This window comes from Streptomyces roseoviridis (assembly GCF_039535235.1).
Classification (GTDB): domain Bacteria; phylum Actinomycetota; class Actinomycetes; order Streptomycetales; family Streptomycetaceae; genus Streptomyces; species Streptomyces roseoviridis.
In genome coordinates this window covers 1,633,128-1,656,841 of record NZ_BAAAWU010000001.1, presented here as the reverse complement: position 1 = coordinate 1,656,841, position 23,714 = coordinate 1,633,128, and the positions used below count along the sequence as shown (strand labels likewise).

The following is a 23,714-nucleotide window of genomic DNA, read 5'->3' as shown; positions in this document are numbered from 1 at the left end:
GCGCACCCCGCCCCGTCCACGCCCCGCGAGCGGGGGCGGGGCGCCGGACTCCCCTCCCCGTACCTCGCAGTACCTTCTCGCACCACATCCCCGCCGGTCAGGCGGCGAAGGAGATGATTCACGTGTCCGCTACGCCCGTGCTGGCGTTGCGCGGGGTCTCCAAGCGGTTCGGCGCCGTCCAGGTGCTCACCGATGTCGATCTGGAGATCCACGCCGGAGAGGTCGTCGCCCTGGTGGGCGACAACGGCGCCGGCAAGTCGACCCTCGTCAAGACGATCTCGGGTGTCCACCCGATCGACGAGGGCACCATCGAATGGGACGGCCGTCCGGTCCAGATCACCCGGCCCCACGACTCCCAGAACCTCGGGGTCGCGACCGTCTACCAGGACCTGGCGCTCTGCGACAACCTCGACGTCGTCGCCAACCTCTTCCTCGGCAGCGAGCTCAGCTCCGGCAGCGTCCTGGACGAGATCGCCATGGAGAAGCGCGCCCGGGAGCTCCTGGACACCCTGTCCATCCGGATCCCCTCGGTCCGCATCCCCGTCGCGGCCCTCTCCGGCGGTCAGCGCCAGGTCGTGGCCATCGCCCGCGCCCTGATCGGCGACCCGAAGATCGTCATCCTGGACGAGCCCACCGCCGCCCTCGGCGTCGAGCAGACCGCACAGGTGCTCGACCTCGTGGAGCGGCTGCGCGAGCGCGGCCACGGCGTCATCCTCATCAGCCACAACATGGCCGACGTCCGCGCCGTCGCGGACCGCGTCGCCGTGCTCCGCCTCGGCCGCAACAACGGCGACTTCAAGGTCGCCGAGACCAGCCACGAAGAGATCATCGCCGCCATCACGGGCGCCACGGACAACGCGGTGACCCGCCGGCAGGCCCGTACGGCCGCGGCCGCGAAGGAGGACGCCAAGTGAGCGACCTCGCCAAGACCACCCCCCAGGACGCCCAGGGCGAGACGGCGCAGCAGTCCGCGGCTCCCGTCCCGGCCGTCGACCCCCGCCTGCTCGTCCGCGAGGAGGGCATCAAGGGCTACTGGACCGAGTTCACCCGCAAGATCCGCGGCGGCGAGCTCGGCTCCCTGCCCGTGATCCTCGGCCTGATCGTCATCGCCGTCGTCTTCCAGCTCCAGAACAGCAACTTCCTGTCCGCGAGCTCGGTCGCCAACGTCGCCGTCTACGCCTCCGGCCTCGGCATCATGGCCGTCGGCATCGTCTTCGTGCTCGTCCTCGGCGAGATCGACCTCTCCATGGGGTCCGTCGCCGGTGTCGGCGCCGCCGTCTGGGCCGGGCTCCAGGTGAGCAACGGGATGAACGAGTGGGCCGCCATCGTGCTCGCGGTGCTCACCGGCACGGTCATCGGCGCGCTGCACGGCTTCTTCTTCGCCAAGATCGGCGTCCCCGCCTTCGTGGTCACCCTCGCCGGCTTCCTCGGCTGGATGGGCTTCCAGGAGTGGCTGATGGGCGGCGAGGGCTCCATCAACACGCCGTCCGGCAGCGTGGTGGAGAACCTCACCAACTACTTCTTCGCCGACAAGATCGCCGCCTACGGCCTCGCGCTCGTCGCGATCGCCGTGTACCTGTTCTCGCTGCTGCGCGACAGCAGCCGCCGCAAGGCCGCGCTGCTCCCGGCCCGCCCGGTCTCCGAGATCGCGCTGCGCACCGCCGTCGTCGCCGTCCTGGTCCTCGCCGTGGCGTACGTCATGAACGAGCCCGCCGGCGCCCGCGGCCTGCCGCTCGCCCTGGTGCTCTTCCTGGCCGTCCTCGTGATCGCCGACTTCGTCGCCCGCCGCACCCTCTTCGGCCGCAAGGTCTTCGCGGTCGGCGGCAACGCCGAGGCGGCCCGCCGCGCCGGCATCAACGTCGACGGAGTCAGGATCGCCGTCTTCGCGATCTCCGGCACCCTCGCCGCCTTCGGCGGCCTGTTCATCGCGAGCCTCTCCGGCGGCGCCACCAAGAGCCTCGGCGGCGGCAACACGCTGATGCTGGTCATCGCCGCCGCGGTGATCGGCGGCACCAGCCTCTTCGGCGGCCGCGGCAAGGTCTGGTCCGCCCTCCTGGGCATGATCGTGATCCAGTCGATCCAGCAGGGCCTGAACATGATCGGCATGTCCAACGCGATCCAGAACATGATCACCGGCGCGGTGCTGCTCGCCGCCGTCGTGATCGACTCGGTCTCCCGCCGCACGCAGAAGACCGCGGGCCGCGCCTGACGCTCGCGTGAGCGGGCGTAACGCACATCACCCCCCAGTCCGCCCGGCGCCGGGAAACCGGCGCCGGGCCGACGCGCGTCCGGAGCAGTGGACGGGGCAGACGCGGCGACGACGTGTCGGCCATCGGAGTGGCCCGCCACCCCGGCCCGATGCCCACGATCCAAGACGGAACATTAGACTCGACAAATCGGCAAGCTCGACCAGTTCAAACGCAAGGAGGCACGGGTGGCATTGCTGACCCGTATCAGGGGACCGCGAGATCTGGACCGGCTCTCCTCGGAACAGCTGGACCAGCTGGCCGAAGAGATCAGGTCGTTCCTCGTGGACGCCGTCTCCAAGACCGGCGGGCACCTCGGTCCCAACCTCGGCGTGGTCGAGCTGACCATCGCCCTGCACCGCGTCTTCGACTCGCCCAGGGACAAGGTCCTGTGGGACACCGGCCACCAGAGCTACGTGCACAAGCTGCTCACCGGCCGTCAGGACTTCTCCCGCCTGAAGATGAAGGGCGGCCTGTCCGGCTACCCCTCGCAGGCCGAGTCCGAGCACGACGTCATCGAGAACTCGCACGCCTCGACCGTCCTCGGCTGGGCCGACGGCCTGGCCAAGGCCAACGAGATCCTCCGCAAGGACGACCACGTCGTCGCCGTCATCGGCGACGGGGCGCTCACCGGCGGCATGGCCTGGGAGGCGCTCAACAACATCGCCGCCGCCAAGGACCGCCCGCTCGTCATCGTGGTCAACGACAACGAGCGCTCCTACGCCCCGACCATCGGCGGCCTCGCCAACCACCTGGCGACCCTGCGCACCACCGACGGCTACGAGCGCTTCCTCGCCCGCGGCAAGGACATCCTGGAGCGCACGCCCGTCGTCGGGAAGCCGCTCTACGAGACCCTGCACGGCGCCAAGAAGGGCCTGAAGGACTTCATCGCCCCGCAGGGCATGTTCGAGGACCTCGGCCTGAAGTACGTCGGCCCGATCGACGGCCACGACATCGAGGCCCTGGAGTCCGCGCTCACCCGCGCGAAGCGCTTCGGCGGCCCGGTCATCGTCCACTGCATCACGCAGAAGGGCCGCGGCTACGAGCCCGCCCTCGCCGACGAGGCGGACCGCTTCCACGCCGTCGGCAAGATCCACCCCGACACCGGGCTGCCGATCTCCTCCTCCGGCGCCGACTGGACCGGCGTCTTCGCCGACGAGATGGTCGCACTCGGCAAGGAGCGCGAGGACATCGTCGCGATCACCGCCGCCATGCTGCAGCCGGTGGGCCTCGACAAGTTCGCCAAGGTCTTCCCCGAGCGCGTGTTCGACGTCGGCATCGCCGAGCAGCACGGCGCGGTCTCCGCGGCCGGCCTCGCCACCGGCGGCCTCCACCCGGTGTTCGCGGTCTACGCGACCTTCCTCAACCGCGCCTTCGACCAGGTCCTCATGGACGTGGCCCTGCACAAGTGCGGTGTCACCTTCGTCCTGGACCGGGCCGGTGTCACCGGCACCGACGGCGCCTCCCACAACGGCATGTGGGACATGTCGATCCTCCAGGTCGTGCCCGGCCTGCGGCTCGCCGCCCCGCGCGACGCCGACCAGGTCCGCGCCCAGCTGCGCGAGGCCGTCGAGGTCACCGACGCCCCCACCGTCGTCCGCTTCTCCAAGGGCGCGGTCGGCCCGGCCGTCCCCGCCGTGGGCCGGGTCGGCGGCATGGACGTGCTGCGCGAGGCCGGCACCGACACGCCCGACGTCCTCCTGGTCTCCGTGGGCGCACTCGCGCCCATGTGCCTGGAGATCGCCGACCTCCTCGACAAGCAGGGCATCTCCACCACCGTGGTGGACCCCCGCTGGGTCAAGCCGGTCGACGAGGCCCTCGCCCCGCTCGCCGAGCGCCACCGGGTGGTCGTCACCGTCGAGGACAACAGCCGCGTCGGCGGCGTCGGCTCGGCCGTCGCCCAGGCGCTGCGCGACGCCGGCGTGGACGTGCCGCTGCGTGACTTCGGCATCCCGCCGCGGTTCCTCGACCACGCCTCCCGCGCCGAGGTCCTGGCCGAGATCGGCCTGACCGCGCCGGACATCGCGCGCCAGGTCACCGGCCTCGTCTCGCGCCTCGACGGCCGCTTCGAGACCAGCGCCGAGGCCGTGGAGCCCGCCCGGGACTGACGTCCCGTCGGCCGTCGGGCCGTCACACCGCGTCACCATTGGGCCGGTCGGACCACCCTTACGGGTGCCGACCGGCCCTTGTCCGTGCATTCTGGGCTGAGGACGGGCAGCCCCAGTGCCAGGAGGTGCGACGGTGAGTACGGACCAGCAGCCACGCGCGAATTCCGGGATGTTCCGGACGAAAACGGTCGAACAGTCGATCCGTGACACGGAGGAACCGGAGCACGCGCTCAAGAAATCCCTCTCCGCCTGGGATCTGACCGTCTTCGGCGTCGGCGTCATCATCGGCACCGGCATCTTCGTCCTCACCGGCAAGGTCGCCAAGGAGAACGCGGGCCCCGCCACGGCGCTCGCCTTCGTCGCCGCGGGCATCGTCTGCGCGCTCGCCGCCCTGTGCTACGCGGAGTTCGCCTCGACCGTCCCGGTGGCCGGCTCGGCCTACACCTTCGCGTACGCCTCCATCGGCGAGCTGCCCGCCTGGATCATCGGCTGGGACCTCGTCCTGGAGTTCGCCCTCGGCACCGCCGTCGTCGCCGTCGGCTGGTCCGGATACGTGCGCTCCCTCATGGACAACGCGGGCTGGCACCTACCGGCCTGGATGGAAGGCCCCGACGCACCGGGCGGAACCTTCGACATCCTCGCGTTCTTCCTGGTGCTGGTGCTGACCGCGATCCTCGTCGTGGGCATGAAGCTGTCCGCCCGGATCACCGCCCTGGTCGTCGCCATCAAGGTGACCGTGGTGATGATCGTCATCATCGCGGGCCTGTTCTTCGTCGTCGGCGACAACTACAAGCCGTTCATCCCGGACGCCGTCACTCCGGAGGGCGGCGGCTCCAACTGGGACTCGCCCCTGGTGCAGCTGCTGTTCGGCTACGAGCCGACCAACTTCGGCGTCATGGGCATCTTCACGGCCGCCTCCGTCGTCTTCTTCGCCTTCATCGGCTTCGACGTGGTCGCCACCGCAGCCGAGGAGACCAAGCTCCCGCAGCGCGACATGCCCCGCGGCATCCTCGGCTCGCTCCTCATCTGCACCGTGCTGTACGTGGCGGTGGCGCTGGTCGTCACCGGCATGCAGCACTACACCGAGCTGTCCACCAGCGCCCCGCTCGCCGACGCGTTCAAGTCGGTCGGGCATCCGTTCTACGCGGGCGTCATCAGCTTCGGCGCCGCCGTCGGCCTCACCACGGTCTGTCTGATCCTGCTGCTCGGCCAGACCCGCGTCTTCTTCGCGATGAGCCGCGACGGACTGCTGCCCCGCTTCTTCTCCGTGACGCACCCGAGGTTCAAGACCCCGTACCGCCCCACCATCCTGCTCGGCGTCGTCATCGCGATCGTCGCCGGGTTCACCAGCATCAACGAGCTGGCGACCCTGGTGAACATCGGCACCCTCTTCGCCTTCGTGATGGTCGCCGCCGGCGTGATCATCCTGCGCCGCACCCGCCCGGACCTGCACCGCGCCTTCCGCACCCCCTGGGTGCCGGTGCTGCCGATCCTGTCCATCGCGGCCTCGCTCTGGCTGATGCTCAACCTGCCGGGCGAGACGTGGTTCCGCTTCGCCGTGTGGATGGCGATCGGCATCGTCGTCTACTTCCTGTACGGACGCAGCCACAGCCGCCTGGGCCGGATGGGCGCCGACGCGAAGTACTGACGAGGCGCCCTTCGGGACGCGACGGGCAGCGTCCTACGGCAGACTGCGCGGCCCCGCGCAGACGGCGCCGGACTCCTCGACCCGCCGGCGCAGCTCCCGGTCGGCCGTGACCACCAGGCACGGCCGGCCGGCCGCGTTCCGGGCCAGTTCCGCGATCAGGTCGTCACCACTGCCCGTCGCCTCCTCGACCCGTACGCCCGGGACGGAGGCCACGCCACGGGCCCGGCCCTCCACGACCAGGACGATCTCGTACGGGCCGGTGAACGGCCCGTCCTCGGGGCCGCCGCGCTCGGCGAGCCGGTCGCGCAGCCGCTCGGCGGCGCCGCGGCGGTCCTTCCACCAGCCGTCGGGGACCGAGCCCACGACATTGGCGCCGTCGACGACGAGCAGGGGACGTGTCATGCCCTCAGGATGCCCCGGCTCAGCCGCCGGTGGCAGGGGACTTGCGCACCTCGTCCGGGATGGTGAGGTCCTCGCGGATCGCCTTCCACAGCCGGGAGGCGTTGGGCTCGTAGGCGACGACCCGGTTGGGGTCGCGCTTGTCGTAGGCCACCGGGAGCATGACCGTCTCCATGTTGGCCGGGTCGACGCCGTCGAGGCTGCGGGCGTAGTCGCTCAGCGCGGTCAGGGAGGCCAGCTCCGAGTCGGTGGTGAGCGCCTTGGTCATCGAGTCGGCGATCTCGTACGTCTTGGCCGGGCTGCCCAGCAGGTCCTGCTTCTTGACCTCGGTCAGCAGGGCGGTGAGGAACTTCTGCTGGTTGCCGATGCGGCCGAGGTCGCTGCCGTCGCCGACCCCGTAGCGGGTGCGGACGAAGGCGAGGGACTGGGTGCCGTCGAGGCGCTGGGGACCGGTGGCGAGGTCGAGGCCGGACCTGCTGTCCTTGATCGGCTCCTCGATGTCGACGGTCACCCCGCCGATGGCGTCGACCAGGTCCTTGAACCCGGCGAAGTCGATCTCCAGGTAGTGGTCGAGCCGGACGCCGGACATCTTCTCGACGGTCTTCATCACGCAGGCCGGTCCGTACTGCGCGTACACCGAGTTGAACATCACGCGCTGGGCGGAGGGGGCGGTCCCGCCGCCCTTGCGGTCGCACTCCGGCCGGGTCACCAGCGTGTCGCGGGGGATGCTCACCGCCACGGCGCTCGACCGGCCCTCGGGTATGTGCACCACGAGCGCGGTGTCCGACCGCGCCCCGCTCACGGCCGCCCCGTCCAGCGCGCCGTTGGCCCCGGCCCGCGAGTCGGACCCGAGCACCAGCAGGTTCTGTCCCGACATGGGGGCCTTCGGCGGGCGGTTGTCGCCGAGCTCCTTGTCGAGGTCGACGGCGGCCTTGATGTTGCCGTCGATGCTGGCGTACATCCAGTAGGCGGTGCCGCCGGCGGCGAGGAGGAGGACGAGCAGCGTCAGCGCGATCTTCCGCCCCAGCCGCCCCCCTCCACGGGAGCCGCCCCGTCGGCTCCGGCGCGTGCGTCCGGTCGTGGTGGTGTCGCTCATTGCGGCGCGAGTCCTCTGCTCAAGGGCCCCGTGACGGGCGGTCGGCGTTGGTGGGGACTCGGGTGGGGGGGTGCCGGTCCACGGACAACAGGTGGCTGACCCCGCACTATAGACAGATTTTCGACTGGGGCGGGAAGCGGATGCGCTCGGCGCCCGAACGGTTGCCTACGTCACGAAAATAGTTCCTTCCTCAACGGAAGGAGGCCGTGCGGTGTGTGTAATGTGAGGGGGCTGTGAAGTGAGATGTGAGGAGCGGTTCGGTGAGCCGGGGGCGTACCCAGGGTGAACGGCGGTCGGCGGACCGCGGGCGCCGTCGTACCCTCCGCCGGACCGACGCCGGGCGTTCCGCCGGCCCCGTCACCGCCGACCGGAGCCGTGTGCTGCACCTCGTCGCCCACCCCGCCGACGCCCTGACGGTCACCCGGGCCGACGTCCAGGACCCCCTGGCCGACCCCGGCCGGTCGCTCACCGTCGTGAGCCTCGCACCCGGCGGTCCGGACGCCGCCGCGCACCTGCTCGACGCGCTGGGCCGGGGTGAGCCCTGGCACCGGCGCGGGGAACGGCTCGCCGACGGCACGGCTCTGGAGGTCCACACCCTCGCTTCGGCGCCCCGTGTCGAGGTCTGCTTCGCGGACGCCGCCGAGGTGTCGCGCCCCGAGGCGGCGGCCGAGCTCACCGGCCGGGTCCTCGCCCTGCTGGAACGTTTCCCGGCATCGGTTCTGCGCACCACCGACCCCGACCCCGGCCATGTCGCCTGGGACGGCGAGACCGCCACCCACGTCGACCACCCGGAGCACGCCGCCGTGGCGCAGGCCGCGCTCGAAGCCGTACGGCTGCGCGCCGGTGCCGCGGACGCGACGGGCCTCGTGGTGGAGTGCTTCCGCGCCACCGGGGCCTGCGACGCTCCCGCCACGCGCGCCCTGGGAGTGCCGCGCTACGCCGGCCGCCGGCTCTGGCTGACGCGTGGCGCGGACGGCCGGCTCACCGCGTACGCCGCCGTCGGCGGCGGAGTCGCGCGCTGGACCGAGACCGAGCCCGGCGGGCCCGGCTGGACCGTCGAGCAACTGCCCGGCACTCCGTCCCTCTTGCCCGTCCTGTCGGTGGCGCAGAGCCCGGAGGGCTGGGTCCACCTGGTCTCCCTCCGCCGCACCCCGGCCCGGGGCGGCGGGGCCCGGGTCGAGGTCATGCACGCGGTGCAGTACCAGACCGGGCGACCGGTCGGCCAGTGGCGTTCCCTCGGCAGCCCCAACGGCGACCATCCGGTCAAGAGCCGCGAGGTCGGCGTCCCCTGCGTGATCGTGGACGCGGAGGGCAGCCCGCACCTCTTCGCCCGCAACTTCGGGCGGGGCGTCAGCTCCAGGACGCAGGCGAGGAACGGTTCGTGGGGGCCGTGGGTCGACCGCGGCGGCGCGGGCGTGACCGACGGACTCGCCGCCGTGCTCGACGAGCAGGGCCGGCCGGAGGTGTACGCCCCCTCCGAGGAAGGCGTGATCCGCTGGCACCGCGCACCCGACTCCGCCGGGACGGACCTGGTGCGCAGTCCGCACCTGCTGCCCCTGCTGCCGGTCCCCGGATCGTCCCTGGCCGCGCAGCCGACCGGCCCCCGCCGGGTCACGGTGTACGGCTCCGACCTCCGTGACGGTGCCCTGTGGGCGCTGCGCACCGATGGCGTGACGACCCGGATCGGCGGTGTCGGGGGAGCGGGGACGACTCTCGTGCGGCACGCGATCGACGGATACGACTGCACGGTGCTGCTGCAGCGCGCCCCCGACGGCGAGACCGCCGTCGCCGCCTTCGCGACGGACCACGAGCCCGTCGACGTCTGGTGGGAGCGGACCGGCGGGCAGGGGGTCCGCGAACCGGCCGCCGCCGTCGACGCGTACGGCAGGATCGTCGTCGCCTCGCTCGATCCGGACGGCCGGCTGCGGGTGGCCCGTCAGGACACCGCCGTGCCAGGACTGCTCCTCGGCCGATGGATGACCGTCTGACAGGAACACGGGGAGGGGAACACGCCGACGCGGCAGGGGAGGCTGCGGCCGGCCGGAGCGCACGCGGCTCCACGAGACGGGGCAATGGCGCCCCGTTTTTATCGATTTATCTTCATTCGTTGTCCCGCACCGCTTCCGGACGTCCGGCGGCGGCCGCGGATCGCTGGACACAGCAGGAGGGAGGGGGAGGAGCTCATGACCGTGCCCGGGCAGGTGGCGGAGGCGCTGACCGAGGGCGGGACGAGCGCGGACACCGGTGGCGTTCCACAGGTGCCGTCCCTCAGGGTCCCCGTAGGTGACACCGGCGACGAGGCGTACGTCAACCCCCGGGTGCGTCCGCTCGCCGCCAGGGAGATGAACCGGGACGCCGTCGCCGAGCTCCTGGAGCACGTCGGCGTCCCCTACTTCGCCGTCCGCGGCACGACCGACCACGGCACCGTCGTGGCCGTCGCCGAGGACGACCGGGAGCGCGTGCTCGGCGGTCTCTTCCGCTACCTGACGACGTACCCGGGCCACCTCACCGTGTACGGCCCGGACCCGGTCGTGCCCGCGCGGCCGGTCCCCAGCAAGGACCCCCGCGCCTGGCGCGACGTCCGCACCGCGGTCGCCGTCCGGCTGAGCTGGCTCCAGACCGACCCGGGCGGACACCTGGTCCTCGGCCACGAGTACGGCGGCACCATCGAGTTCTGGAGCCGCCGGGGAGACCGACTCGTCGCCCCCCGGCCCAACCGGGTCACCTGGTCCGTCGCCGCCGACGGCGTCAACGTCGGAGGCGCGGCCCGGCTGTTCAGCCGCTTCGTCTCCGACCACACGCCCGCCGTCGACGCGCCGGCGCTCATGACCCGGCCGGAGTTCCTCGTCCCCTCCGTCGAGGACATCTCCTTCCCCGTCGACGCCGTCTACACCTGGGTCGACGGCCAGGACCCGGCGTGGAAGGAACGCAAGGCCACCGCCAAGGGCGAGATCTACCACGCGGAATCCGCCAGCGACGCCCGCTTCATCAGCCGCGACGAACTGCGCTACTCCGTCCGGTCGCTCCACCTCTTCGCCCCCTGGATCCGGACGATCTACATCGTCACCGACGACCAGGTGCCCGCCTGGCTGCGCGAGGACGTGCCCGGCATCCGGGTGGTCAGCCACCGCGAGATCTTCGCGAACCCCTCCGACCTGCCGACGTTCAACTCGCACTCCATCGAGAGCCAGCTGCACCACATCGACGGCCTCGCCGAGCACTTCCTCTACTTCAACGACGACATGTTCATCGGGCGGCCCGTCGCACCGCACGCCTTCTTCACCCCCACCGGCACCGCCCGCTACTTCCCGTCCCGCAACCGCATCCCGCAGGGCCCGGTCGTCGAGACCGACACCCCCGTCGACGCCGCCTGCAAGAACAACCGCGCACTGCTCCAGGCCCGCTTCGGCCGGGTGATCACCCAGCCGATGGAGCACATCCCCTACGCCCTGCGGCGCAGCGCCATGTACGAGGCGGAGGCCGACTTCCCGGAGGCATGGGCCAGGACCTCGGCCAGCCGCTTCCGGGCGATGACCGACCTGTCGCCCACCTCCTCCTTCGCGCTCTACTACGCGGCCCTGACCGGACGCGCCCAGCCGGGCTCGATGCCCTTCACCTACCTCCAGCTCGCCGTGCCCGACCTCGCGGACCGGCTGCAGCGGCTCCTCGACGGCCGCGACCAGGACTCGTTCTGCCTCAACGACGCCTTCTCCACCCCGGAGGACCTGGAGGCGCAGCAGGAACTGCTCGACGGTTTCCTCAACGCCTACTTCCCGACCCCCAGCCCCTTCGAGCGGTGAACAGGAACCGTCGTCATGTCTGAACCGGGGTCCATGAGCTCCGCCGCCGGCGTCTACCAGAAGGTCGTCCCCCAGCCGCTGCGCGCCGTCGCCGCCAGCCGGGTACCGCCCCAGGTCCGCCGCAAGGTCAAGTCCAGGCTCGCCCGCACCCTGGCCGAACGCGAGTCACGCCTGCACCGGCGCAGCCTCCGGCAGGTGCGGGACGCCGGCTTCACCCACCGGCCCGAGGGCCGCACGCTCGCCCCCGACGGCCGCGTGGCCCACGTCCACGCACGCCTCACCGCCGACCGCGCCCGCCGACTCGACCACGACCTGGTGACCGCCGCCCTCGACATGGCCGGCGTCCCCTGGTTCGCCGTGCCGCCGCTCGACGACCGCCGCACCGCCCTCGCCGTACCGAAGGAGCACAAGCCGGCCGTACGGCGGGTGCTGCGCGCCCTGCTGGAGGAGCAGACCGGATACCTCACCTCGGTGTCGCCCGCGGACAACTCCGCCGCCCAGATCCCCGGCAGCCACCTCAAGGCGTGGAAGCACTTCGGCAAGGCCCGCGTGATCCGGGTGGTGTGGCTGCGCACCGAGCCCACCCACTCCCTGTGGATCGGCGAGAACCAGGGCGTCGAGATCGAGTTCTGGAACCTCAACACCGACCTGCCCACCCCCCGGCTCGTCGGCCCGCGCCCCAACCGGGTGCAGCGGGTCGTGCCGGTGGACGGCCCCGTGATCGGCGCCGACCACCACCGGCTCACCGGCTACGCCGAACTCGCCGGATCGGCGGAGCAGACCAGGACCCGCGAACACTTCGACATCGTCCGGGTCGAGGAGGTCACCTTCGCCGTCGACGCCGTCGTCCTCTGGCAGCACACCGGCCCCTGGGCCGAGGAACTGCTCCGGGCCACCCTGCGCTCCCTCCACCAGTACGCCCCCTGGACCGACATCGTCCACGTGGTCGCCCTCGCGCCGCTGCCCCAGTGGGTCCGGCGCAGCGACTGGCTGACCGTCCACTCCGCCGGCCGCGACGCCGAGGCGCACCTGCACGACCTGCCCGACCTCGCGGAGCACTTCCTGCTGTTCCGGCCCGGCGCGGTCCTCGCCCGCCCGGTACGGCCCTTCGACTTCTTCACCCCGATGGGCGGCACCCGCCCCCGGCGCGGCCCGTGGACGGCCGAGGAGGCCACCGCGCCCTGGACCGCGACCGCCTTCTCCTTCACCACCCGGGCCGTGGCCCACGGCTACGGCAGCGGGCCCCAGCCGTACACCCGCACGGTCCTCGCCGCGCTCGCCGACGGCTACGACTGGACCGAGTACGCCGTCGACACCCAGACGGCGCCCCAGCTGACCGGCACCCACCCGCTCGACGGCATCGTCCACCACTCCGCCCACTGCGCCGGTCTGGCGGAACCCTCCGGCGAGACCACCATCGCCCTGCACGCGGCCATGCCCGGCGTCCAGCGCTGGCTCGAACGGCTCCTGGTCCGCAGGGACGTCCAGCAGTTCCAGCTCTTCGGCCTCGACAGCCCCGACGCGCGCGGACGCGGCGGCACCGCCGCCGTTCTCACCTTCCTCCGGCGCTACTTCCCCGTGGAGAGCCCCTTCGAGCACCGGGACGACGAGGAAGGAGACGCCCGCAGATGACCGCACTGAACCCCGAGGCCTCCTCCGCGGTCGGGGCATACCGTGCCCTGCTGCCCACCTCACTGCGCCGGGGCATCGCCCGGCGCGTCCCGATGCGCCTGCGCACGCTCGTCAAGCGGCTGCTGCGCCGGCTCCAGCTCGGCGTCGGACTCACCCGTGCCCTGCGCGCGCTGCGCGCCCGGCGCCGCTGGCCCGCCCTGTTCGCCGGCGGCGAGCGGCTCGCCACCCTCGTCGACCGTGGGGCCCTGATCGCGCTGGTCCGCCCCACCGCGTCCCCGCTCGGCCTGCGCGAGGGCAACCTCGAACTGGTCGCCTCGGCGCTCGACGCCGTCGGCGTCGACCACTTCGCGGTCCGCGGCAGCTCCGAGTTCCGCGCCTGCCTCGCCGTGTCCCTGGCCGACCGGGCCCGGGTCGTCGAGGCACTGACCCGGGCGGGCGAGCAAGCCCCCGTCTACGTCGCCCGCTGGCTCGGCGGCCAGACCTACGGCCGTCCGGCACTGGTCGGCGCGCGCAGCGGCCGGCGCGTGACCGCCGAGTCCTCCGTCATCCGCGTCGGCATGGTGTGGCGCGACCCGGGCGGCACCCTCTCGCTCGGCCTCGAATACGGATGCGACATCGAGTTCTGGGTGCCCGAAGCGGGCCGTCTCGTCGCCCCCCGCCCCAACCGGGTCACCGAGGACGTGGCGGCCGACGCCCCCCGCGTCCACGTACCCATCAGCAGGCTCACCGGCTTCGCCGCGCTGCACGGCCGCCGCACCCGCACCGTGCGCACCATCGCGCCCTGCGCCACGCCGCTGCCCGAGGACGTCCGCTTCCCCGTGGACGCCGTCTACACCTGGGTGGACGGCAACGACCCCGCATGGCAGGAACGGCGCAGGCAGTACGGTGCCGGCGGTTACCACGAGGAGTCCGCCAACGCCGCCCGCTACATCAGCCGCGACGAACTGCGCTACTCCCTGCGGTCCCTGGAGCAGCACGCACCCTGGGTGCGGCGGATCTACCTGGTCACCGACCGGCAGCGGCCGCGCTGGCTCGACCCGAACCACCCGCGCATCCGGGTGGTCGACCACACGGAGATCTTCGACGACCCGCAGGCGCTGCCCACCTTCAACTCGCACGCCATCGAGAGCCGGCTGCACCACATCGACGGTCTTTCCGAGCAGTTCCTGTACTTCAACGACGACATGTTCCTCGGCAGCCCCGTGACGGCTCAGGACTTCTTCCTGTCCAACGGGATGACGCGGATCTTCCTGTCCCCCTCGCAGGTGCCCCAGTGGGACCTGCACCTCGGCGACCGGCCGGTGGACGCCGCCGGCAAGAACAACCGCAGGATCCTGGAGGCGAGCTTCGGCTCCTCCATCGTGCAGAAGATGCGGCACGCGCCCTACCCGCTGCGCCGCAGCGTGCTCTTCGAGATCGAGCGGGCCTTCGCCGAGCAGCACCGGGCGACCACCATGAGCCGCTTCCGCAGCGCCACCGACATCTCCATCCCGTCGTCGCTCTACCACTACTACGCGTACTTCACCGGGCGCGCGGTGCCCTCCGACATCCGCTTCGCCTACCTCGACCTCGCCAAGCGGGAGATCGAGCGGCGCTTCGGCATCCTGCTCGCCCGCCGCGACCGGCAGGCCTTCTGCATCAACGACACCCTCTCCGACGGACAGGACGTCGCTCGCCAGGCGGCCATGCTCACCCGGTTCCTGCGCGCCTACTACCCGATCCCCAGTGCCTTCGAGCTGAAGGAGCCCCAGGAACGATGAAGGTCTCCTTCCTCATCAACAACATCTACGGCATCGGCGGCACCAACCGGACCGTGATCAACCTGGCCGAGGCGCTGTCCGCCCGGCACGAGGTCGAGATCGTCTCCGTCTTCCGCCGCGCCGGTACCACCAAGTTCGAGATCTCCCCTCAGGTCACCGTGCGGGCCCTGGTCGACCTGCGGGCGGGCAGCGGCGCCGACCGGGGCGCGGACGGCCTCGACGAGCCGAGCTCCGTCGTCCCGCGCCAGGAGGAGTTCTACGCGCAGTACAGCAGACTGTCCGACGAACGCATCATCAACCACCTGAAGAAGACCGACGCGGACGTCGTCGTCGGCACCCGGCCGAGCCTGAACCTCTTCGTCGCCCGCTTCACCCGCGACTCGGTCCTGCGCGTAGCCCAGGAGCACATGACCCACCTGGCCATCCCCCTCGCCGTACGCGAGGAGATGGCCCGGGTCTATCCGCGCCTCGACGCCATCACCACCGTGACCGACGCCGACGCCCGCTCCTTCATGGAGAACACCCCCATCGCCGGCGTACCGGTGACGGGCATCCCCAACAGCGTGCCCCAGCCCGTCGTCACCCCCTCCGACGGCACCCGCAAGGTCGTCGTCAGCGCCGGCCGCATGCACCCCGTCAAGCGCTACGACCTGCTGGTCCGGGCCTTCGGGCAGGTCGCCGACGAGTTCCCGGACTGGCAGCTGCGGATCTACGGCGACGGCGCCGAGGCGGGCAAGGTCCGTGCCCTCGTCACCGAACTCGGGCTGACCGGGCGGGCCCTGCTCATGGGAGGCTTCTCGCCGATCGAGTCGGAATGGGCCAAGGGCTCCATCGCCGCGGTGACCTCCAGCGCCGAGTCCTTCGGCATGACCCTGGTCGAGGCCATGCGCTGCGGCCTGCCCGTGGTCTCGACCGACTGCCCCGTCGGCCCCCGCGAGATCCTCCGCGACGGCGAGGACGGCCTGCTCGTGCCCAACGGGGACACCGAGGCCGTCGCCGCCGGCCTGCGCCGGCTGATGGGGGACGACGCGCTGCGCGGCGCCATGGGCGCGGCCGCCCTGCACAACTCGGCCCGCTACGACCCCACCGTCATCGCCGACCGCTACCTCCGGCTCTTCGAAGAGGCCGCCGAACGCAGGGCCGCCGCCGAACCCAAGTACCGCCGGCCGTCCCGCAAGACCCTGCAGCGCGGTCCCGGCGGCAGCGCCCCGCCCACCACCATCAAGACCACTCTCGTGCACACCATCGCCGACGACTCCGGCTGGCTGCGGTTCACCGCCGACGGCCCCGACGACGGCAAGCACCGCTGGACCTTCCAGCTGCGGCAGAACCCCGGCGCCGGCCGCCGGCTGCCCGACCTGCCCCTGCGGACCACGCGCAGGACGCTGCCGTCCGGCGCCACCCGCTACACGGCGGCCGTCACCCCCTCCGCCCTCGACGTCCTCGGTGACGGCCGCTGGCGCGTCACCATGGTCTCCGCCAAGGGCGAGACCGTGCACATGAAGGCCGGCATCCGCGACACCCGGGCCCTCATCACGGCACGCGAACGCCTCCTCGCGTCCCCGGCCGGCGCCCCCGTCGTCTGGAACCTGCCCTACGCCCAGCCGAACGGCAAGCTCATGCTGCGCACCATCCTGCGCACCGAGCACGCCGAGTGCACCGGCATCGCGATCACCGACGACTCGATCACCGTCAGCGGCGTCTTCTGCGCCGAGCGGCCCGTCCGCCCCGGCGCCCGCTTCGTTCTGGTGCGCCGCGGACACCACCGCGCCGAGGTCTCCGTACCCGCCCACGCCCTCGACGAGCGCACCTTCCACGCGGAGGTTCCGCTGCGCCAGGTCGTCGACGACCGGCTGGAGCGCTGGGAGGACTGGGACTGGTGGCTGCAACCCACCCCCGGCGACCGGCGCAAGGTCCGCGTCTGCCACCTCTTCGAGGACTTCCCGGACGTCAAGGGCGCCTACGCCTACCCGGCCGTTCCGGTAGCCGACGAGGCGTCCCGTTTCGTCGTCGTACACCCCACCCGACCCGTACGGGTCCGTCCCTACTGCTCAGTGTCTGGAGCCATGGCCATGAACGTGGTGGACCGATGAACCACGACGCACGCTCGATCCTGCACGTCGTCGCCCACCAGGACGACGACCTGTACTTCATGAACCCGGACCTGGTGCGGGCCCTCCAGGACGGCGACCGGATCACCACCGTCGTCCTCACCGCGGGCGAGGGCGACGGGATCAACGCCGACACCGACAACCCGCGGCGTGCCTCGCTGCCGCCGGACTTCTCCGGCTACAGCACCGCCCGCGGCTGCGGTCTGCGCTCCGCCTACGCGCGGATGACGACCGGTGACCGGAACAGCCCGTGGAACCGTGACGTCGTCGACCTCGTGCCCGGCTTCGCGGTCGAACGCTTCGTCCTGGCGGCCGACGAGCGGGTGCAGATGTTCTTCTGCCAGCTGCACATGAGCGCCGCCACCCCGGAGGGCACCCGCGCCCGGATCACCGACCTGTGGGCCGGCCGGACGGCCACCCAGCCCACGCTCCCGGTCCGCGGCTCCGTCCTCACCGAGGTGCAGCACATCTCGCGCGACCAGGTCATCGGCGGTCTCGTGACCCTCCTCGCCTACGCCCGGCCGACCACCGTCCGCACCATGGACCCCGACCCCGAACACGACGGCGGCAAGCAGGGGTTCGTGATGTCGGACCACCTCGACCACACCGCCACCACCCAGTTCGCGCTCGCCGCGCTGGAGCGCTACCGGGCCGGCGCCCAGGTGATCCCGGTCGTGGAGCACTTCCGTGCCTACTCGAACCGCTTCTGGGGATACAACCTGGACGCGACCGCCCTCACCGAGAAGGCCCAGTACCTGGCGACGTACGCGGGACTCGACGCCACCGCGTGCCCGCAGGGCACCTGCGACGAGTGCGGCGACCGTCAGCTCGGCACCAACCCGTACCGCAGCACCCACATGCGCAGCGCCGCCTACCGCTACTCGCCCGACGCCAACTGGCTGCGGCTCGGACCCGGCGGGCGGCTCAACGCCTTCGGCGTCCTCGGCGGCCGGTTGGCCTTCTGGTCGGAGACCGGACCCGGCACCGGCGACTGGCGCGGCCCCTTCCTCGTGGGCGAGGGCTGGATCTCCCCGACCCTGGCGGTGGCCGGCCGGCCGGGCGGCCCGGCCCACGTCGTGGCCCTGCGCCGTCAGCACGTGCCGGGCGGCGACGTGAACGTCGACCTCGTCCACACCATGCAGGACCCCGAGGGCAACGGCTTCTACGACTGGGAGAGCCTGGAGAACCCGGACTGGCACCACACCGACCGGCGCCACCAGCGCGAGATGGGCGTCCCGTCCGCCGCCGTCGACGGCACCGGCCGGCTCCACGTCTTCGTCCGCAACTTCGGGCAGGGCGTCAGCACGCGCCGCCAGACCGAGCACGGCGCCTGGGGTCCGTGGGAGGACCTCGGCGGCTCGTTCGTCCAGGACGCCGGCACCGCCCTGTGCAACGAGCTGGGCGCGATCGAGCTGTACGTGCCCGGCAAGGGCTCCGTCCACCGGTTCCACCAGAACGACGTCGGCGGGGCGTTCGTCCGGGACGACACGCTGACCACCGGCAAGGTCGCCACCGGCGGCATCACCGCCGTCAACTCCGGTGGCGGGCGCACCTGTCTGTACTTCCGCGAGGCGGCCACCGGACAGGTCATGGCCTATCGCCAGCACGACAACGGACGCTGGCCCGGCTCGGGGGCGGGCGTCGGCGGACACGGCGGCACCGGCGCGATCGCCGCGCTGTGGGCGCCCGAACGCGGCGCGCGTGAGGCGTACCTGGCACACCGGGGCTCGCGCGGGCGCCTGGTCGTCTCGATGCCGCTGCCCGACAAGGACGTGTCCGGCGCGCACTGGCGCGAACGCGGCGAGATGCTGACCCACGCCCCGGCGATGGCGCTCGACGCGAACGGCTCGCTGGTGATCACCGCCATCGGCACCGACGGCCGGCTGCACGTCCACCGGCAGCTCGTCCCCGGCCCCGGCGGCCCGCTGGGCCCGGTCCGGGTGTTCTGACGGCGCCGCGCACGGACGGACGGGCCGTACGGAATCCTTCCGTACGGCCCGTCCGCGTCGGTGCGCTCGCGCGCTCGCGGTTACGCCGGGACGCTCGCCACGCCCTGCGCCAGGAACCGCTTGCCGTTGACGCGCTCGGAGACGCCCTCGCGGTCCAGGTACGGCGTGATGCCGCCCAGGTGGAAGGGCCAGCCCGCGCCCGTGATCAGGCACAGGTCGATGTCCTGCGCCTCGGCGACGACACCCTCCTCCAGCATCAGGCCGATCTCCTGGGCCACCGCGTCCAGGACCCGGTCGCGGGCCTGCTCCTCGGTCAGGACGGTGTCGCCCTGCTTCAGGAGCGCGGCGACCTCGGGGTCGAGCTCCGGCTTCCCGGAGTCGTACACGTAGAAGCCGCGCTTGCCGGCCTCGACGACCGCCTTCAGGTTGGGGGAGACCTTGAAGCGCTCCGGGAAGGCGCGGTTCAGGGTCTCGGAGACGTGCAGACCGATGGCCGGGCCGACGAGCTCCAGGAGGACCAGCGGGGACATCGGCAGGCCCAGCGGCTCGACCGCCTTCTCCGCCGTGGCCACCGGGGTGCCCTCGTCGATGATGTTCTGGATCTCGCCCATGAAGCGGGTCAGGATGCGGTTCACGACGAACGCCGGGGCGTCCTTCGTCAGCACACCCGTCTTCTTCAGCTTCTTGGCGACGGCGAAGGCCGTGGCCAGCGAGGCGTCGTCGGTCTTCTCGCCGCGGACGATCTCCAGGAGCGGGAGGATCGCGACCGGGTTGAAGAAGTGGAAGCCGACCACGCGCTCGGGGTGCTGGAGCTTCGAGGCCATCTCGGAGACCGACAGCGAGGAGGTGTTGGTGGCGAGGATGGCGTGCGCCGGGGCGACCGCCTCGACCTCCGCGAACACCTTCTGCTTGACGCTCATCTCCTCGAACACGGCCTCGATGATGAAGTCCGCGTCCGCGAAGCCCTCGGCCTTGTCCAGGACACCGGAGACCAGGCCCTTCAGGCGGTTGGCCTTGTCCTGGTTGATCCGGCCCTTGCCGAGCAGCTTGTCGATCTCGGCGTGGACGTAGCCGACGCCCTTGTCGACGCGCTCCTGGTCGATGTCGGTCAGGACGACCGGCACCTCCAGGCGGCGCAGGAAGAGCAGGGCGAGCTGGGAGGCCATCAGACCGGCGCCGACGACACCGACCTTGGTGACCGGGCGGGCCAGCGACTTGTCCGGCGCGCCGGCCGGGCGCTTGGCGCGCTTCTGCACCAGGTTGAAGGCGTAGATGCCGGCGCGCAGCTCGCCGCCCATGATCAGGTCCGCGAGGGCCTGGTCCTCGGCGTCGAAGCCCTTCTGCAGGTCGCCGTCCTTGGCGGCCTCGATGATGTCGAGGGCGCGGTAGGCGGCCGGGGCGGCGCCGTGCACCTTGGAGTCGGCGACGAAGCGGCCCTTGGCGACGGCCTGGTCCCAGCCCTCGCCGCGGTCGATCTCCGGGCGCTCGACGGTGACGTCGCCCTTGAGGACGGACGCCGTCCAGATCAGCGACTGCTCCAGGAAGTCGGCGCCCTCGAAGATCGCGTCGGCGATGCCGAGCTCGAAGACCTGCTTGCCCTTGAGCTGGCGGTTCTGGTTCAGCGAGTTCTCGATGATGACCGAGACGGCCTTCTCCGCGCCGATCAGGTTCGGCAGGATCGTGCAGCCGCCCCAGCCGGGCACCAGGCCGAGGAAGACCTCGGGCAGCGAGAAGGCCGGCAGGGCCTTCGACACGGTGCGGTAGGTGCAGTGCAGACCGACCTCGACACCGCCGCCCATCGCCGCGCCGTTGTAGTACGCGAAGGTGGGCACGGCCAGGTTCGACAGACGCTTGAAGACGTCGTGGCCGCCCTTGCCGATGGCGAGCGCGTCCTCGTGCCGCTTCAGCAGCTCGACGCCCTTGAGGTCGGCGCCGACGGCGAAGATGAACGGCTTGCCGGTGATGCCGACGCCGACGATCTCACCGTTCGCGGCCTCGGCCTCGACCTGGTCGATCGCCGTGTTCAGGTTGGCGAGCGACTGCGGGCCGAAGGTGGTCGGCTTGGTGTGGTCGAAGCCGTTGTCCAGCGTGATCAGCGCGAACCGGCCCGCACCCGCGGGGAGTTCGAAGTGCCGTACGTGGGCGGACGTGACGACCTCGTCCGGGAAGAGCTCGGCGGCGCCCTTCAGAAGCTCTGCGGTGGTGCTCACTTGCTGCCTCCGGCGTCCTTGTGGTTCGGGTTCTCCCAGATGACCGTGGCGCCCATGCCGAAGCCGACGCACATGGTGGTGAGGCCGTAGCGGACCTCCGGCTGCTCCTCGAACTGGCGGGCCAGCTGCGTCATCAGACGGACGCCGGAGGAGGCGAGCGGGTGGCCGTACGCGATGGCGCCGCCGTACTGGTTGACGCGGGCGTCGTCGTCGGCGATGCCGTAGTGCTCCAGGAAGGCGAGGACCTGGACGGCGAAGGCCTCGTTGATCTCGAACAGGTTGATGTCGTCGATCGTCAGGCCGGCCTTGGCGAGGGCCTTCTCGGTGGCCGGGATCGGGCCGTAGCCCATGACCTCGGGCTCGACGCCGGCGAAGGCGTAGGAGACCAGGCGCATCTTCACCGGGAGGTTGTTCTCGCGGGCGAAGTCCTCGGACGCGATGATCGAGGCGGTGGCGCCGTCGTTCAGGCCGGCCGCGTTGCCCGCGGTGACGTTGCCGTGGACGCGGAACGGCGTCTTCAGGTTCGCCAGCGACTCCAGGGTGGTGCCCGGACGCATCGGCTCGTCGGCGGTGACCAGGCCCCAGCCGGTCTCGCCGCCCTCCGGGGAGGTGCGGCGGACCGAGATCGGCACCAGGTCCTGCTGGATCTTGCCGTCGGCGTACGCCTTGGCGGCCTTCTCCTGCGAGCGCACGGCGTACTCGTCGGCGCGCCGCTTGGTGATGCTCGGGTAGCGGTCGTGCAGGTTCTCGGCGGTCATGCCCATGAAGAGGGCGGACTCGTCGACGAGCTTCTCCGACACGAAGCGCGGGTTCGGGTCGACGCCCTCGCCCATGGGGTGGCGGCCCATGTGCTCGACACCGCCGGCGATGACGGCGTCGTACGCGCCGAAGGCGATGGAGCCGGCGACCGAGGTCACGGCGGTCAGCGCACCGGCGCACATGCGGTCGATGGAGTAGCCGGGCACCGACTGCGGCAGACCGGCGAGGATGCCGGCGGTACGGCCGAGGGTCAGGCCCTGGTCACCGATCTGCGTGGTCGCGGCGATGGCGACCTCGTCGATCTTCTTCGGGTCGAGACCGGGGTTGCGGCGCAGCAGCTCCCGGATGGCCTTCACGACGAGGTCGTCGGCGCGGGTCTCGTGGTAGATGCCCTTCGGGCCCGCCTTGCCGAACGGGGTACGGACGCCGTCGACGAAGACGACGTCCCTGACGCTACGAGGCACGATGGCTCTCCTCCAGGGTGCGGGGTGGCACTGCTGCGGGCGCACTGCCCGGCACGCGGCTAAGCGCGCGCTTGCTCCCTCCATGCTACTTGCGGGTAACCAGGCTGCCCAGTCCCCCCGCCCCAAGCGGTGAAGGTCACACCCGGACTCCCTACCCCGAGGCGCCCGCGCGCCCCTCCCGCACGCCCGGCCGATCGGAGCGAACCCCCTACCCGATCGGGTCGGCCGCCCCGCCGTCCCGGTCACGTCGGCCCCCTCCGGCACCCGCCCGAGCGGACCCTGTCCACGCCCGGGCGACCGCAGCCCCGGGTCCGACCGAGAGCAGGGAGCCGCCCATGCCACCCACCGTGAACGACCTCTACGTGGACCACGTGTCCACCATCCCGGCCAACCAGGGACACCAGGTCAAGCTCTTCGTCCGCGAGCACGTGGCCGCCAACCCCGGCGATCCGCGCAGACCCGTCCTCATGCTGCACGGCCGCAGCATCCCGGCCGCGGCCGGCTTCGACCTGCCGTACAAGAAGTACAGCTGGGCGGCCGAGCTCGCGAAGGCGGGCTTCGACGTCTACATCATGGAGCTCCAGGGCTCGGGCCTCTCCACCCGGCCGACGATGGACACCCACAAGAACGTCAGCCCCGCCCCCGCCCAGCGGGCGCTGCTCAGCCCGAACCCGAACGCCACGCCGTACACCGGCCCGCCGGACTACAAGGCGCAACTGAACAACTCCCGGAGCGACTGGGACGAGGTCGGCACCGTCGTCGACTTCGTCCTCCAGCGCACCGGCGCGACGAAGATCGACCTGATCGGCTGGTCCGCGGCCGCGCAGCAGCTCGGCCCCTACGCCATCCAGAACCCCGGCAAGGTGCGCAGCCTCTTCCTGACGGCACCGATCTTCCCGCCGAACGGCCGGAGCAGTAAGCCCGGCACCGACTTCGACGCGCCCGTGCCCCTGCCCGTCACCGGCCCGGCCGGCGCCTTCGACTACCCGATGACCGTCAGCACCAAGGCCGGACTCGACACCGCCTGGCGCAGGGACCTGGGCTGCCCGGACCAGCGCGAGGCCGGCATGGTCGACGAGGTCTGGAAGGCGATCATGGCGGTCGACACAATCGGCGCCGCCTGGGGCGGCCCGACGCCCGGACAGCCCGAGGGACTCAACCGCATCCGCAACTCCTACTGGTGGGGCTGGAACAAGACCACGGTCAAGCTCCACGGCGTCCTCGGCGACAAGGTGCCCGTCTGCATCGTCTACGGCGAGCACGACACGATCATCAACACCTCACCCGACCTCGGCCTGGTGTACTTCTCCACGCCCGAGCTGTACCGGAACATCCCGGGGCCCAGGAAGCTGATGATCCGGGTCTCCTGCGCCGGCCACCAGATCGTCTGGGAGCGCAAGGCCAAACTGCTCCACACCATGTCCGAGCACTGGCTCAGGCACGGCAAGGTCGAGGGCGCCCAGGCCGGCAGCTACGCCCGGGACGAGGACGGGGCCCTCACCCTCCTGGAGGAGTGAGGACCCCGTACGTCA

15 protein-coding genes are annotated in these 23,714 nt (G+C 71.7%); 11 read left to right on the top strand and 4 right to left on the bottom strand.

Annotation, left to right across the window (positions count from 1 at the left end):
- Nucleotides 1-113 precede the first annotated feature (113 nt).
- From ABD954_RS07505 to ABD954_RS07490, 4 genes are all read left to right on the top strand, one after another.
- Nucleotides 114-914, top strand: coding sequence for an ATP-binding cassette domain-containing protein (locus ABD954_RS07505; RefSeq protein WP_345485004.1), 801 nt, complete (start codon nt 114-116; stop codon nt 912-914).
- Complete coding sequence (locus ABD954_RS07500; RefSeq protein ID WP_345485003.1) at nt 911-2,209, top strand: sugar ABC transporter permease; 1,299 nt, start codon at nt 911-913, stop codon at nt 2,207-2,209. Before ABD954_RS07505 ends, ABD954_RS07500 begins: the two co-directional genes overlap by 4 nt.
- A 225-nt stretch (nt 2,210-2,434) precedes the next feature.
- Nucleotides 2,435-4,354 carry a 1-deoxy-D-xylulose-5-phosphate synthase gene (dxs, locus tag ABD954_RS07495; protein ID WP_345485002.1) on the top strand — a complete coding sequence of 640 codons (1,920 nt, stop codon included), beginning with the start codon at nt 2,435-2,437 and terminating at the stop codon, nt 4,352-4,354.
- A gap of 169 nt (nt 4,355-4,523) precedes the next feature.
- Nucleotides 4,524-6,002 carry an amino acid permease gene (locus ABD954_RS07490; protein WP_382746067.1) on the top strand — a complete coding sequence of 493 codons (1,479 nt, stop codon included), beginning with the start codon at nt 4,524-4,526 and terminating at the stop codon, nt 6,000-6,002.
- A gap of 33 nt (nt 6,003-6,035) precedes the next feature.
- Here the strand turns inward: ABD954_RS07490 and ABD954_RS07485 are convergent, their stop codons facing one another.
- Entirely contained in the window at nt 6,036-6,404 is a 369-nt protein-coding gene (locus ABD954_RS07485; RefSeq protein ID WP_345484999.1) for a PIN domain-containing protein, read from the bottom strand.
- Between the two features lie 19 nt (nt 6,405-6,423).
- Nucleotides 6,424-7,497, bottom strand: coding sequence for an LCP family protein (locus tag ABD954_RS07480; RefSeq protein WP_345484998.1), 1,074 nt, complete (start codon nt 7,495-7,497; stop codon nt 6,424-6,426).
- A 260-nt stretch (nt 7,498-7,757) separates the two neighbouring features.
- Between ABD954_RS07480 and ABD954_RS07475 the strand changes: the two genes are divergently transcribed.
- The 6 genes from ABD954_RS07475 to ABD954_RS07450 all read left to right on the top strand — a co-directional run bounded on the left by ABD954_RS07475 (nt 7,758) and on the right by ABD954_RS07450 (nt 18,749).
- Nucleotides 7,758-9,485: a PLL family lectin gene (locus ABD954_RS07475; protein WP_345484997.1), complete on the top strand. Its 1,728-nt coding sequence runs from the start codon at nt 7,758-7,760 to the stop codon at nt 9,483-9,485.
- A gap of 354 nt (nt 9,486-9,839) precedes the next feature.
- Nucleotides 9,840-11,297 (top strand): stealth family protein, encoded by a 1,458-nt coding sequence (locus ABD954_RS07470; RefSeq protein ID WP_345492019.1) that lies wholly within the window; start codon nt 9,840-9,842, stop codon nt 11,295-11,297.
- Nucleotides 11,298-11,312: 15 nt separating this feature from the next.
- Nucleotides 11,313-12,929 carry a sugar phosphotransferase gene (locus ABD954_RS07465; RefSeq protein WP_345484996.1) on the top strand — a complete coding sequence of 539 codons (1,617 nt, stop codon included), beginning with the start codon at nt 11,313-11,315 and terminating at the stop codon, nt 12,927-12,929.
- Nucleotides 12,926-14,689 (top strand): stealth family protein, encoded by a 1,764-nt coding sequence (locus tag ABD954_RS07460; protein WP_345484995.1) that lies wholly within the window; start codon nt 12,926-12,928, stop codon nt 14,687-14,689. The genes ABD954_RS07465 and ABD954_RS07460 overlap by 4 nt, the downstream gene beginning before the upstream one ends.
- Nucleotides 14,686-16,782, top strand: coding sequence for a glycosyltransferase family 4 protein (locus ABD954_RS07455; RefSeq protein WP_345484994.1), 2,097 nt, complete (start codon nt 14,686-14,688; stop codon nt 16,780-16,782). Before ABD954_RS07460 ends, ABD954_RS07455 begins: the two co-directional genes overlap by 4 nt.
- Nucleotides 16,779-18,749, top strand: a complete 1,971-nt coding sequence (locus ABD954_RS07450; RefSeq protein ID WP_345484993.1) for a hypothetical protein — start codon at nt 16,779-16,781, stop codon at nt 18,747-18,749. Before ABD954_RS07455 ends, ABD954_RS07450 begins: the two co-directional genes overlap by 4 nt.
- 80 nt (nt 18,750-18,829) lie before the next feature.
- On the opposite strand, the gene ABD954_RS07445 is transcribed toward ABD954_RS07450, so the two are convergent.
- Both ABD954_RS07445 and ABD954_RS07440 read right to left on the bottom strand, forming a co-directional pair.
- Entirely contained in the window at nt 18,830-20,959 is a 2,130-nt protein-coding gene (locus ABD954_RS07445; RefSeq protein ID WP_345484992.1) for a 3-hydroxyacyl-CoA dehydrogenase NAD-binding domain-containing protein, read from the bottom strand.
- Nucleotides 20,956-22,182: a thiolase family protein gene (locus tag ABD954_RS07440; protein ID WP_345484991.1), complete on the bottom strand. Its 1,227-nt coding sequence runs from the start codon at nt 22,180-22,182 to the stop codon at nt 20,956-20,958. Before ABD954_RS07440 ends, ABD954_RS07445 begins: the two co-directional genes overlap by 4 nt.
- Before the next feature lie 335 nt (nt 22,183-22,517).
- On the opposite strand from ABD954_RS07440, the gene ABD954_RS07435 reads away from it, so the two are divergent.
- Nucleotides 22,518-23,699, top strand: a complete 1,182-nt coding sequence (locus tag ABD954_RS07435) for an alpha/beta fold hydrolase (RefSeq protein WP_345484990.1) — start codon at nt 22,518-22,520, stop codon at nt 23,697-23,699.
- Nucleotides 23,700-23,714 lie beyond the last annotated feature (15 nt).